This window comes from Prauserella aidingensis (genome assembly GCF_024171865.1).
Taxonomy (GTDB): Bacteria; Actinomycetota; Actinomycetes; order Mycobacteriales; family Pseudonocardiaceae; genus Prauserella; species Prauserella aidingensis.
This window is the reverse complement of sequence record NZ_JAMTCN010000036.1, coordinates 1-12,523: the sequence shown is the minus strand read 5'-3', so window position 1 is coordinate 12,523 and position 12,523 is coordinate 1. Positions and strand designations below refer to the sequence as shown.

Here is a 12,523-nt window from a genome sequence, read left to right as displayed (position 1 = left end):
GAGGTGTCCTGTGCCGGTGGAGGCCGAACTCACTGCTCTCGTCCGTGACCCTCATCTGGTGCGCACAACGCTCGGTGGACTCGCGCCCGTTGAACGCAGCACCTACGCGGACACTTACTACGACCGGCCGGACCACTCTCTCGACGCTGCTGGTTACGAGCTTCGTGTCCGTACCGTTACGACGGCCGATCGGACCCGAACGGTCCTGACCTACAAGCAACCGTCAGTACACGGCACGGGGTCGAAGCCGGAGCACGAGACCACAGTGGCCGACCCGGACGTGCTCCGCGAGACCTTCCTCGGTCTCGGATTGACCGTGCTCACCGAGTTCCGCAAGCACTGCGACAACTACCGGTTCACCCGCGATGGTCGGGACGTTCTCGCCACCGTCGTGGAGGTCCCCGAACTGCCCGGGCAGACTTTCCTCGAAGTCGAGACCGTCGCCGAGCCCGACGAAGTGGAGGCTGCGCTCGGGGTCGTCCGCTCGGTCCTCGCCGAGCTCGGTGTGGTCGAGTCCGACTTCAGCACCGTGCCGTACACCGACCGCGTCGCTGCACAACGGGCTGGACGAGGCCTGGAGGCGTCCTGATCCACGCCGCAGAGCGGGGTCCTCGACCTCCGACAGTGCAGCCGGACACGAAAAGGGCACCCCGGCCGCCAGGGGGTAACGGCCGGGGTGCCCTCGTTCGTGAGACGCCTGCGCGGCGATCAGAACGCCGCTTCGTCGACCTCCATCAGGTCGTTGTCGGCGGCCTCGGCGATGGCGCGGCGGGCCGTCAGCTCGGGAAGCACCTGCTTGGCGAAGAACGACGCCACGGCGATCTTGCCCTCGTAGAACGACTTGTCCTTGCCGGTCGCCTCGTCGAGCTTGCCCAGCGCGATCTCGGCCTGCTGTAGCAGCTTCCAGCCGACGATCAGGTCGCCCGCCGACAGCAGGAAGCGCACGCTGTGCTGGCCGACCTTGTAGACATTGTTCACGTCCTCCTGCGCCGAGGTCAGGTTGCCGATCATCGAACCGAGCATGCCCTGGACGTCGTCGAGAGCCTGCTTGAGCAGCTCCCGCTCCTTCTTCAGCCGGCCGTTGCCGGCCTCGGCCTCGATGAACTTCGAGATCTCGCCTGCGATGTAGGTCAGCGCCTGGCCCTTGTCGCGGACGATCTTCCGGAAGAAGAAGTCCATCGACTGGATGGCCGTGGTGCCCTCGTACAGCGAGTCGATCTTCGAGTCACGGATGTACTGCTCGATCGGGTAGTCCTGCAGGAAGCCCGACCCGCCGAACGTCTGCAGCGACTGCACGAGCTGTTCGGTGGCGCGCTCGGAACCGACACCCTTGACGATCGGCAGCAGCAGGTCGTTGACGCGCTCGGCGAGCTTGATCGACTCCTCGTCGCCTTCCTGCGTCCACACCTGGTCCTGGAACGACGCGGTGTAGAGGTACACGGCGCGCATGCCCTCCGCGTACGCCTTCTGCAGCATGAGGCTGCGGCGCACGTCCGGGTGGTGCGTGATCGTGACGCGCGGTGCGCTCTTGTCGGTCTGCTTGGTCAGGTCCGGTCCCTGCACGCGCTCCTTGGCGAACTCGAGCGCGTTGAGGTAGCCGGTCGACAGCGTCGCGATGGCCTTCGTGCCGACCATCATGCGCGCGTACTCGATGACCTGGAACATCTGCGCGATGCCGTTGTGCACCTCGCCGAGCAACCAACCCTTGGCGGGCGTGCCGTGCTGGCCGAACGTCAGCTCACACGTGGTGGAGACCTTGAGGCCCATCTTGTGCTCGACGTTCGTGACGTAGGCGCCGTTGCGCTCGCCGGGCTCGCCGGTGTTGGTGTCGAAGTGGTACTTCGGCACCAGGAACAGCGACAGGCCCTTGGTGCCGGGGCCGTGACCCTCGGGGCGGGCCAGCACCAGGTGCATGATGTTCTCGGTCATGTCCTGGTCGGCCGAGGTGATGAAGCGCTTGACGCCCTCGATGTGCCAGGAGCCGTCCTCCTGCTGCACGGCCTTGGTGCGGCCCGCGCCGACGTCGGAACCGGCGTCCGGCTCGGTCAGCACCATCGTGGCGCCCCAGGCGCGGTCGATCATGAGCTGCGCCCAGCGCTGCTGCTCCTCGGTGCCGTTCTGGTCGACGACCATCGCGAAGTTCGGGCCTGCCATGTACATGTACAGCGCCGGGTTCGCACCGAGGATCAGCTCGGACGCGGCCCACTGCACGGTCGGGGGAAGGCCGAAGCCGCCGAGCTTGTTGGTGAGGCCGAGGCGCCACCACTCGCCGTCCCACAGCTGCTGGTAGCTCTTCTTGAACGACTCCGGCAGCGTCGCGGAGAAGGTCTTCGGGTCGTACACCGGCGGGTTGCGGTCGGCGTCCTCGAAGGACTCGGCCAGCGGGCCCGTCGCGAGGTTGTTGAGCTCGGACAGCACACCGCGGGCGGTCTCCTCGTCCGACTCGGCCAGCACGCCCTTGCCGAGCCGGTCCTGGATGCCGAGGACCTCGAAGAGGTTGAACTCCAGGTCCCGGACGTTGCTCTTGTAGTGGCCCATGTCGTCGCTCCGTACGAAGGTTGTTCGGGTGTGGCGGCTGGGCACTGTTCGGACTTCCCCCGTGGTGTGGACAGCTCCGGACAACACGGCCCTACTCGCCGGTAACTTAAGGATATTACTCCCAGGTAATCGACGGCAAGTCGTGGCGGTGTTTTCTGGGTCTCGTCTCCGCGTTATCCGCCTTTCGGAGGGTCTCCTGTGGGCAGCCCGGGCGGGCGGCCCGAGCAGGTCACGCCGGGGCGGTCGGCGGAGCGGTGGGAGGTGCGGCCGGCGCGCTCGCAGCGGGCGTGTGCTGCGGCGGGGTGTGCGGCTTCGGCGTGTGCTGCGGGGGCGGGCCGGGTGTGCCGTCGGCGGACGGGGCCGTGCTCTCCTCCGGCCGGGGGGTGAGGATCCCCGTGCGGAACGCCTTCGTCACCGCGTGGGTGCGGTCCCGGGCCGAGAGTTTGCGGAGAATGCTCTTGACGTGCGTGCGGACCGTTTCCACCGACAGGAACAGCGTCTTGGCGATCGCCGAGTTCTCCAGACCTTCGGCCACCAGCTGCAGTACCTGGTACTCGCGCCGCGACAGCGGCATCTGCTGTTTGCCGCTCGCCCCTGCCCCCTCGGCCGACGGCTGGCGCTTCGGCCGCGCCGTCAGTGCGGCGAGGGCCGGATCCGTGTACCGGCGGTCGATGTGGGCCCTCCGGATCGCCTCCGCCAGGCGGCGTGGCTCGGCCGTGCGCGGCACGGTCGCGTGCGCGCCCGCTGTGGCGGCGGCTGACAGGAACTGCGGCGTGCGGTGCGCGTCCCGCACCAGCACCACCACGACGAGCGTCGGGTCGCCGTCGCGGAGGAGCCGCACCAGGTGGCAGTGCGGGTCGAAGCCCGAGTCGAGGATCACGATGTTCGGCCGTAGCTGTTCACACAACTGCAGTGATGCGTGATGACTTGCTGCGTGGCCCGCCCACTGCAGTCCTGGGGTCTTGCTGACCAGGACGTTCAGGCCTTCCCTGAAAACCGGCACCGGGTCGAGGGCCGCGACCGTGAGCGTCCGTGTCCCCGATGGTCCGAGGCCGCCCGCCGGGCGGCCCCTGTCGATGCTTTGCGCCATAACCACTCCGTCTCCGCACGTCCTCGCGGACGTGTTCGCCGCCGTGTCGCCACGGTCCCCCGGCGAGATCTGCTCGCTGTCGTTCGCACCTGTGACTGGCGAGCTTCGACCTCATGACGCGATGAGCCGATGAATTTGTTCCGTTCCTAGCCGGAGTGTGCCCGTTCGGTGGCGGACGTGCTGGTTGCGGCGCGCAAACGGTGGACATATCCCTGGTCACAGCCCTGCTCCGGGCACCGTCGGCAGCGATCCGACGGGCGGGGTGGCGTCGGAGGCCGACCATTGCCTATGCTGTGTGATCTGCCACACATACCGGCATCAAAGGAGATGGCGTGTACCTGGCATCGGTGCTCGGACTCTTCGTCCTGCTACTTGCCGTCGCCGCGGTCATCGTGACGTGGGAGGACCGCCGCGCGGACAGGCAACGTGCCCGCACTCGGGATGCACGGCTCGCGGCGCTCGGTGAGGTCGACCCGCTCGCGCCCGCGAGGTTCCAGGCCGAATTGCGGGAACGCTCGTCGTAGGCGGTCCCGGTGCGCGTCACCGGTCGAACACCGAACCGACAAGACGCCGAACCGACAAGACGCCGAACCGATCAGACGCCGAACCGATCAGAGGAGTGTGTCGGGATGGCGAAGTGGGCGGACGTCGTGACGTTCGCGACGGGGTTGCCGGAGGTGGAGGAATCGACCTCGTACGGAACGCCCGCGCTGAAGGTCAACGGCAAGAGTTTCGCGCGGCTGCGCACCGAGGCGGAGGGTGGCTTGGTGGTGCTGTGCGGCATGGACGAGAAGGAGGCGTTGCTGGCCTCCGGTGAGCAGGCGTTCTACACCACGTCGCACTACGACGGCTACGGCGCGATCCTCGTCGACCTCGAGGCCGTCGACGAGACGCAACTGCACGAACTGCTCGAGGAGTCCTGGCAGCGCAAGGCGCCGGAACGGGCGAAACGCCGTCGGTGACGCCCTGCCCGGGTGGTCCGGGTTCAGTGCGGGGTGTGGCGGGTGTAGGTGATGCCGCCGGGGAACGACTTCATGTCGCGCAACGTCATGTGCGGCAGTGTGACGCCGTCCGGGAACAGCCTGCGCCCGCGGCCCTGCACGACGGGGTAGCCGAACAGTCGGTACTCGTCGACGACACCGGCCGCGATGAGCGCGTGGCACAGCGTGATGCTGCCCGTGACGACGATGTCGCCGCCCGGTCGCCGCGTGAGTTCGCGGATCGCGGCGACGGGGTCGTCGGCGCCGATGACCTGTGTGTGCTGCCAGCCCGGGTCGGTGAGCGTGCCGGTGACGACGTACTTGTCGACCCCGTTGAGGTAGTCGGCGACGTCGCCGGTCTGGTGCGGCCAGAAGCCGCGGAAGTCCTCGAACGTCCGCCTGCCGAGCACGACGGCGTCGCATTCCTGCTGTTGACGGCGGTTCTCGGCAGCTAGTTCGGGGTTGTCGGCCGTGGGGTCGAACCATTGGTCGAGCATCTCGACGCAGCCGTCGAGCGTGATGTTCTGGGTGATCGCGAGCGTGCGCATGGCGGGCCCTTCCGGCGGCGGTGTCGGCGGCGGGTGCGTGGTGCGCCCAGGATGCCCGATGGGTCCGACTGTCGGCCGAGTTCGCGGGCCCGCATTTCGACGGTCGACGCGACCGGTTCGTCGATCACGGGTGGTGCTCGGGATGGGCACGAGCGGCGCCGGTCGGGTCGGGGAGGCCGAGCCGGCGCCGCTCGTGTCCGGTCACCGACGGCCTGGCATCGCCTGCGACGTCGCGGACCCGTCACGTTTCGGGATGAAACCGGGGGAGGTTCCGTGTGACGGTCGGGGTGTCCGCGGCGCGCGCCCGGGGTTGGCGGTGCCGGGCCGACGTGGGCGTGGCGGCTGTCGCGGTCGTTACCGCGAGGGGCTCGGTGACAGCACCACGAGCGAGAGCAGCAGCAGGAACGCCAGTCCTGCCACCAGGAACACGAGCGCGCCCGTGACCGACCATGCGGCCAGTCCTGCGATTCCGAGCGTGCCCGAGGCAGATGTCCACATGGGCCATCTCCATCTCGAGTCGGGGGATGTGTATGGGGTCATCCGGCGTATCGCCGCACTTCCCTTCCCCGTTATCACGCCGTGACATCGAATGGCGTGTGTCACCCGAATGGTGGCTGTGGTCGAGTCCTTCTACGTGGTTTGCCTGCTCTGTCCCGCTTTCTCGGGCGCGAACGGTTGCCGGGCGGATGGTCCGGACGTCGCAGCGAGGACGTGGCGGGCGTATGCCCGGCCTACCTCCGCGAGGCAGGCCGGCGCCGGTTGCGGGTGTCAGCTGCGGGTGGCTTCCGGTTCGAGTGCGTGCAGGGCCTCCTCGACGCAGTCGGCCCACGTGCGGTCGCCGAGCTCGGTGACCCCCGAATCGCCGGTGAAGGCGCTCGAGACCACCACGTCGGGCTGCACGGTGGCGAGGTCGGCGAGGGTCGCCGCCAGCTGCGCCCGGTCGCTCACGCCGGGGATGTAGCCGGCCCGCCAGTGGCCGTCCGGGGCGACGTAGATCGTGTCGCCGGTGAACAGGAACTTCCGCCCGGACACCGGGGCCAGGAAACAGGTGCTGCCCGGGGTGTGGCCGGGCGTGGGGATCACGTCGATGCCCGTGGCCGTGATGTGCCTGTCGGCGAAGGCGTCGTCGACCGACGCCACCTCCGCGACCAGGTCCGCTTCCGTCGCGTGAGCGTGAAGCGTCGAGCCGAAGCGTTCCTTGATCGCTTGCAGCGACGGTGCGATCTCGTCCTGGTGGCTCAGATAGTGGTGGGCGACTCCGCCGAGTTCGGCCATGCGGTCGAGCTCGAACTCGTGCGTCGTGTTGTAGAACAGGACGTTGCCTCCGGGCGCCAGCCACAGGTAGGCGTGGGTGCTCAGCCCGGGAAACGGATACTCGGGTTCGGTCTCCCACAGTTCGTCGTCGATCTTCTTCATTGCTGTCCCCTTCCGTTGAAAGGGACGCTAGGACTTCCAGTTAACTCGAAGTCAACGCCGAACTGCGCGGGGTCTGCCGCGTGGCAGGCGTGTCCCCGGCTCTGCGGGGAACGTGGAAACGGGTACGTCCCGGCCGCGGTCGTCGTAGGATCCGCTGCGTCGCCCGATTCCCGAGGAGAGTCATGACCGATCCCGTTCGCGTTCCGGCCATGCCGCCTGCGCAGAGGCCGGGTGAGATCTACCGCTACGTCGCCGATCCGGGCGCGCAGAACCGGCTGGCGACGATGTACCTCTACCTGGGCGTGTTCGAGCTGATGGTCATGGGCGGGCTCGCGTTCTTCCTGGAACCGCCCGTGCGCTGGGTGCTGCTCGCGTTGGGCGTCGGCGGGTTCGCGATGTTCAGACTGGTGATGTCTCCGCGGGCGAAGCGGTCCGCGGCGTACACCGGTGACGATCTGATCGAGCTGATCGTCACCCCGTCAGGCCCGATCACGCGCGGTGGCTTCCAGCTCTCGTGGCCCGACCTGTCGCACTTCCGGCTGGAAGTCCTGACCAACGCCGGCGGTAAGGGCAAGGTCGGCATGTACGCCCAGCTCGACCTCGTCGACGGCACCGTGAAGGAGCGGACGGTGACGGAGGCCCAGCGGAGCGCCTTCAACGGGAAGCGGATCAAGGCATATCTGGGTACGCCGGAGAGGGCGGAGGCCGAACGGGTGCGCCGGCTGTTGGAACAGGCGTGCGCCCAGGGCGGGGTGCCGTTCGATAACCGCGAGCGCCGCTCGAGCTGACGTCCTCGGCCGCGTCGCGACAACCACGCCCACGTCGAGGTGACGCGCGAGATCGCCCGGCGGTTCAACGGGCTGTACGGCGAGGTCTTCCCCGTTCCCGAGCTCGTCGCCAGTGATGTGCCGAATCTGATCGGTACCGACGGGCAGGCGAAGATGAGCAAGTCGCTCGACAACGCGATCTACCTTTCGGACACGGCAGAGGACGTGAACCGGAAGGTCGCGCGGATGTACACCGATCCGAACCGGGTGCGGGCCGACGTGCCGGGCAACGTCGACGGGAATCCGGTTTTCGAGTACCACCGGGCGTTCAACGACGACCGTGACCAGGTTGCAGACCTGGAGCAGCGGTACCGCGAAGGGCGTGTCGGCGACGTCGAGGTCAAGGAGGCCCTGGCGGCGGCGCTCAAGCGGTTTCTCGATCCGGTGCGGGAACGGCGGGCTCGCTACGGTGAGCGATCCGGCTACGTCGACGAGCTCATCACCGAGGGCACGGAACGGACCCGCGCCGTCGTTCGGGACGTCGTCTTCGAGGCGCGCAGGGCGATGGGGTTGGCCGGCACGTACAACCGGTTGCGGCGTAAGGCCGCCCGGTCGGCGCGGTGACGCTGCCCACCCGTTGACGGGACGGTTCAGTCGTTGCTGAATGGTCAGCGTCCGCTGTACTGTTCGACGTATGCTGACGAGTGAGACGCGGGAGGCCGCCCTGTCGCGCCTGGGGCGTGCACTGGCGGATCCGACGAGGTGCCGCATCCTGGTGGCGCTCCTGGACGGGGTGAACTACCCCGGGCAGTTGGCGACGAAGCTCGAGCTGACGCGCTCGAACGTGTCGAACCACCTGGCGTGTTTGCGTGGTTGCGGCCTGGTCGTCGCGGCGTACGAGGGCAGGCAGGTCCGGTACGAGCTGGCGGACCCGCACCTCGCCCGTGCCTTGAGCGAGTTCGTGCAGGTGGTGCTCGCGGTCGACACCGGAGAGCCGTGCGACGACGAGGTGCTGTCCGGGGAGGCGGCGCCGGGCGCGGGCACGCCGTGTGCCGACGAGGTCGCCGGCCGGCCGGATGCCGCCGCTGCGGGCGCTGCCGTGAACGACGAGGTGGTTGCCGATGGCTGACGACTGCTGCGCGCCCGGCGGTTCGCAGACCGCCGCCGAGTCCGCCGGTGCCGAGGGGTCCGCCGGTGTCACGCCCCGCCGGGGCGACGTCGCGATCTGCGACGACGGCTGCTGCTCGACCGACACCGCCTCGCCGCGGGACTCGGCGGCGAGCGACCCCCCCGACGATGCGCGGCGTGCGGTGCTGTCCCGCCGGGTGCGGCTGTTCGTGGCGGCGACGATCACCTACAACGTCATCGAGGCGGTCGTCGCGATCACGGCGGGTGCCATCGCGTCGTCGGCCGCGCTGATCGGATTCGGGCTCGATTCGACCGTCGAGGTGGCTTCGGCGACGGCCGTGGCGTGGCAGTTCGCGGGACGAGATCCGGAGCGGCGGGAACGGCTCGCGTTGAAGGTCATCGCGGTGTCGTTCTTCGCGTTGGCGGCGTACGTGACGTTCGAGTCGGTGACGTCGTTGCTGGGCGGCGAGGAGGCCGACCACTCGACGGTCGGCATCACGCTGGCTGCCGTGTCGTTGGTGATCATGCCGGTGCTGTCGCAGGCGCAACGCCGGGCCGGGCGCGAGCTGGGCTCGGCGAGTGCGGTGGCGGATTCGAAGCAGACGCTGCTGTGCACGTATCTGTCGGCGGTCGTGCTCGTGGGGCTGTTGTTGAACTCGTTGTTCGGGTGGTCGTGGGCCGACCCCGCGGCGGCGCTGGTGATCGCGGCGCTCGCGGTGAAGGAGGGCCGCGACGCCTGGCGTGGCGACCACTGCTGTTGAGCGGGCCGCCACGCCGGGTGTCCACAGTGGATCCGACGCTGGTCGTCAGACGGTGGCGAGTCTCGGTCGGATGTCGCCGACGAGGCTCGTCGCCCACGGCACCGGATCCTGGTAGGCGGGCGGCATGACAGAGACCAGCGAGACGCCGAGCTGCCGGTATGCCTCCATCTGCCGGAGGAATCCGTCGGGGTCGGTGGTCGTCTCGCCCTGGTACAGGATCGTCTTCTCGATGGCGTCGTAGTCCGTGCCGAGCCTCTCGCAGTGCCCGCGCAGCACGTCCAGTTTGTGCCGCACGGCAGCGACTCCGTCGTCGCCGGGCGCGCCGAACAGGTTGCACGCCTGCCCGTACTGCGCGACGAGCCGCAGCGTCTTGCGTTCGCCGCCGCCACCGATGAGGACGGGCACCGTGCCGTTCGCCGGCTTCGGCAGGCCGATCGTCTCCGCCAGCCGGTAGTGCTTGCCGTTGTAGGCGCCGTCGTCGTCGGACCACATCTGCCGGCAGATCTGCAGTGTCTCCTCGAGCCGTTCGAACCGTTCGGCCGTCGACGGGAACGGCACGCCGAGGCCCGCGTGCTCGCGCTCGTACCAGGCCGCGCCGATCCCGAGCACGGCACGGCCCGGGGCGAGCGAGTCGAGCGTCGTGACCGTCTTGGCCAGTAGCCCGGGGTGGCGGTACGTGACGCCGGTGACGAGCAACCCGAGACGTACGTTGTCGGTCACGCCCGCGAGGTAGCCGAGCGTGGTGTACCCCTCGAGCATCGGTTCGTGTGGCCCGCCCACCTGCTCCATCTGGAACCAGTGGTCCATCACGGTCATCAGGCTCACGCCGCCCTGGTCGGCGACGCGCGCGGTTTCGGTCAGGCGGTCGGCGAGCGTCGTCTCCCACTCGGGGTGGGTGAACGTGTAGTAGTGCAGTCCTAGCTCCATGTGACCGAGCCTACGTCCGCATGGCGAACGTCGCGCGGGAGTCGAAACCGTCCGGAGCGGCCGACGAGCCGGTCAGGTCGCCTTCGGCATGGCTTCGAGCGCCCGCAGGAACTGCCTCGCGTCCACCACCGGCACTCCGAGATCCCGCGCTTTCTTCGCCTTTCCGGACAGGGAGTCCGGATCTGCGGCGGCCACGACGGTCGTTTTACGGCTGACCGACGTCGTCACTCGCAGGCCCGTGGCCAACGCTTGTTCCGTGATCTCTTCGCGGCTTCGGCCCATGTCTCCGGTGAGGACCACGGTCGCGCCGGGCTGTAGGGAAAGGCCCCCGGGGGTCGCGGGGACAGCAGAGGAATCGGGTGAGGCCGACCGCTCTTCGGCGAGCACCTGCGCGACGGTCTCGTCGTGCAGCCCCAGCGCTGTGGCCACCATCGCGAGGTCACGTTCTTCCTCGCGGGTGACGACCCCGTCCTCCCACGCGGCCCGAGCGAGCTCGCGAAGGTATGTCTGATGCAGTTTGATCACGTCGTCTCGGTGCAGGCCGATCCGATGCGCCAGGTCGATAAGGGTGTCGGCTTCGCCGGCCGAAACGTGCCGATCCAACAGTGCGCGGTCGAGCATCTGGTAGTAGTCGTCGACCGAGGGATCCTCGGCACGCGGCAGGCGATCGACGAGTCGAGCCAGAAAATGGGGTTCGACGTCTCCCACCTGCATGCGCCGCACCGGTTGCCTGGTCGTTCCGGGCAGTGTCGGCCATTCCCACCTCGTCAACGCACGCTGCTCGTGTCCGACCGCCACGACTTGGGGGAAGTGCCGGAGGAAGTGTCCGAGCAGTTCGGCCGCGCCGAGTGCGTCGTCGGCCGCAGTGTGCCAATCGCGCTCCGGCAAACCGGCCGTAGCGCAGCATTCGATCAGCGAACGTCGTGACGACGGGAAGGCCTTGCCCGCCATGTGCATCGTGCACAGCCCGCTGGAAGCCGTCAGCGGTACGTCGATGCCGCATCGGCCGAACTCGGCATGCAGGTGCATCGCGTCGAAGCGCCAGTTGTGTGCCACGAGGACCCGGCCACGGATTCGGTGCACGAGCTCGGCGGCCACGTCGGCGAAACGCGGCGCGTTGCGCACTTCGGAAGCGCGGATGCCGTGGATGTGTTGTGGACCGAGGTCGCGTTCCGGGTTGACCAGAGTGGACCATTCGTCGGTCACGATGCCGTACGGGTCGACCTCGACGACGGCGATCTCGACGATGCGGTGCCTGAACCCCGGCTGCAGGCCTGTCGTTTCCGCGTCGATGACGGCGTAACCGTGTGGTGCCCCGGTCATACGGTCAGCCTCGTGTTCGCACCTGCGGCCCCCACGGCGACCACCGCGATTCCCGGAGCCCAGGCGTCGTCGACTGCGACGGCCGTTAGCTCTTCGTGTTCTTCCACCGAGGTGTCACGCCCTTTCCGCTGTCGGCATTCCTCCGGCCTGTCGTATGAAACGCGACTGCCGTTAACGGAATCGCCGATCACGAAATGAGAACGACGCGATGTGGGCGGAGCCGTCTGCTGCGATGCGGTCCGCCCTGCGCTGCGTCAGGGTGTCGTCGTGAGCGCGAAACTGTCGTGGGGTGGGGGCAGTATCGGTGCATGGCTGATTTCTCGAACCACATCCACCACGCACTCGACTACGTGGAGCTGCCCGTCACCGACTTCGATGCGGTGAAGGCGTTCTACGGCGGCGCCTTCGGGTGGGAATTCATCGACTACGGACCGGGGCCCGCGTACGTCGGGATCCGCGCCGGTGCCGGTGATGCGGCCGAGGTCGGCGGCTTCCGGAAGGAGGAACGGGTACCGGCCGGTGGTCCGCTGGTGCTGCTGTACTCGACCGAGCTGGACGCGAGCCTGCGGGCCGTGCGCGAAGCGGGCGGCGTGATCACCCAGGAGCCGTTCGACTTCCCGGGCGGTCGACGCTTCCATTTTCGCGACCCAGCGGGCAACGAGCTCGGCGTCTGGACCACCGCGTGACAGGTCGCCGCACAGTCCCGAACCACTTTCTGAATTGGACTGAGGTGATCTCAGCGAGGTAGTAACTGGCGCATGAGATCTGTGGCATGGATGCGCTGAGATGAGGCGGAGAGCCCCTGGTAGGACTGGTCTCACCACAAGATCAAGTCCCCATACCCAGAGGCTCTCCGTGATTGCTCATCCTGCCATCCTTGATGTCTCCCGCGAGCTCGCCCGTCAGGTGGCGTGGCTGCTGCAGGCCGAACGTCGTCGTCGGGGCACTCGCGCGGGAACACGTTCGCTGACCTGCTTCTGGCAGGCTGTGCTGGGGCTACGCTGGTTTCGCGACCGCGCCGACCCGCAACGATGGGGTCGAGACC

Annotated in this window: 13 protein-coding genes and 2 pseudogenes; 8 read left to right on the top strand and 7 right to left on the bottom strand. The window is 68.3% G+C overall.

Features of this window, described 5'->3' with window-relative positions; translation table 11 throughout:
- Window positions 1–10: 10 nt before the first annotated feature.
- Window positions 11–589 (top strand): class IV adenylate cyclase, encoded by a 579-nt coding sequence (locus LY13_RS23515; protein ID WP_308216386.1) that lies wholly within the window; start codon window positions 11–13, stop codon window positions 587–589.
- 119 nt (window positions 590–708) lie between these two features.
- On the opposite strand, the gene LY13_RS23510 is transcribed toward LY13_RS23515, so the two are convergent.
- Both LY13_RS23510 and LY13_RS23505 read right to left on the bottom strand, forming a co-directional pair.
- Entirely contained in the window at window positions 709–2,538 is a 1,830-nt protein-coding gene (locus LY13_RS23510; RefSeq protein ID WP_253830740.1) for an acyl-CoA dehydrogenase, read from the bottom strand.
- Window positions 2,539–2,767: 229 nt separating this feature from the next.
- Window positions 2,768–3,628, bottom strand: coding sequence for a response regulator transcription factor (locus LY13_RS23505; RefSeq protein WP_253830739.1), 861 nt, complete (start codon window positions 3,626–3,628; stop codon window positions 2,768–2,770).
- Window positions 3,629–3,960: 332 nt separating this feature from the next.
- Between LY13_RS23505 and LY13_RS23500 the strand changes: the two genes are divergently transcribed.
- Window positions 3,961–4,152, top strand: coding sequence for a hypothetical protein (locus LY13_RS23500; RefSeq protein ID WP_253830738.1), 192 nt, complete (start codon window positions 3,961–3,963; stop codon window positions 4,150–4,152).
- 105 nt (window positions 4,153–4,257) lie between these two features.
- Window positions 4,258–4,590 carry an MmcQ/YjbR family DNA-binding protein gene (locus tag LY13_RS23495; RefSeq protein ID WP_253830737.1) on the top strand — a complete coding sequence of 111 codons (333 nt, stop codon included), beginning with the start codon at window positions 4,258–4,260 and terminating at the stop codon, window positions 4,588–4,590.
- Between the two features lie 23 nt (window positions 4,591–4,613).
- On the opposite strand, the gene LY13_RS23490 is transcribed toward LY13_RS23495, so the two are convergent.
- The 3 genes from LY13_RS23490 to LY13_RS23480 form a co-directional block, all read right to left on the bottom strand.
- Window positions 4,614–5,156, bottom strand: coding sequence for a dihydrofolate reductase family protein (locus tag LY13_RS23490; protein ID WP_253830736.1), 543 nt, complete (start codon window positions 5,154–5,156; stop codon window positions 4,614–4,616).
- A 354-nt stretch (window positions 5,157–5,510) separates the two neighbouring features.
- Complete coding sequence (locus tag LY13_RS23485; protein ID WP_253830735.1) at window positions 5,511–5,654, bottom strand: hypothetical protein; 144 nt, start codon at window positions 5,652–5,654, stop codon at window positions 5,511–5,513.
- A gap of 270 nt (window positions 5,655–5,924) precedes the next feature.
- The gene (locus LY13_RS23480; protein WP_253830734.1) at window positions 5,925–6,572 is read right to left on the bottom strand and encodes an MBL fold metallo-hydrolase; all 648 of its coding nucleotides are present in this window, start codon (window positions 6,570–6,572) and stop codon (window positions 5,925–5,927) included.
- A gap of 182 nt (window positions 6,573–6,754) precedes the next feature.
- Here LY13_RS23480 and LY13_RS23475 point away from each other — a divergent pair, with 182 nt between their 5' ends.
- The 4 genes and pseudogenes from LY13_RS23475 (at window position 6,755) to LY13_RS23460 (ending at window position 9,228) form a co-directional block, all read left to right on the top strand.
- Window positions 6,755–7,360 (top strand): hypothetical protein, encoded by a 606-nt coding sequence (locus LY13_RS23475; protein WP_253830733.1) that lies wholly within the window; start codon window positions 6,755–6,757, stop codon window positions 7,358–7,360.
- A gap of 30 nt (window positions 7,361–7,390) precedes the next feature.
- Window positions 7,391–7,963 (top strand): annotated as a pseudogene (locus LY13_RS23470) (tryptophan--tRNA ligase); the annotation flags it as partial.
- Between the two features lie 70 nt (window positions 7,964–8,033).
- Window positions 8,034–8,354, top strand: a pseudogene (cmtR, locus tag LY13_RS23465) (Cd(II)/Pb(II)-sensing metalloregulatory transcriptional regulator CmtR); the annotation flags it as partial.
- Window positions 8,355–8,460: 106 nt separating this feature from the next.
- On the top strand, window positions 8,461–9,228 hold the full coding sequence (locus LY13_RS23460) for a cation diffusion facilitator family transporter (RefSeq protein ID WP_301299553.1): 768 nt from the start codon (window positions 8,461–8,463) through the stop codon (window positions 9,226–9,228).
- A 45-nt stretch (window positions 9,229–9,273) separates the two neighbouring features.
- On the opposite strand, the gene LY13_RS23455 is transcribed toward LY13_RS23460, so the two are convergent.
- Entirely contained in the window at window positions 9,274–10,155 is an 882-nt protein-coding gene (locus LY13_RS23455) for an LLM class F420-dependent oxidoreductase (RefSeq protein ID WP_253830730.1), read from the bottom strand.
- Between the two features lie 72 nt (window positions 10,156–10,227).
- On the bottom strand, window positions 10,228–11,478 hold the full coding sequence (locus LY13_RS23450) for an exonuclease domain-containing protein (protein WP_253830729.1): 1,251 nt from the start codon (window positions 11,476–11,478) through the stop codon (window positions 10,228–10,230).
- Between the two features lie 308 nt (window positions 11,479–11,786).
- On the opposite strand from LY13_RS23450, the gene LY13_RS23445 reads away from it, so the two are divergent.
- Window positions 11,787–12,164 carry a VOC family protein gene (locus LY13_RS23445; RefSeq protein WP_253830728.1) on the top strand — a complete coding sequence of 126 codons (378 nt, stop codon included), beginning with the start codon at window positions 11,787–11,789 and terminating at the stop codon, window positions 12,162–12,164.
- The last annotated feature ends 359 nt before the right edge of the window (window positions 12,165–12,523 follow it).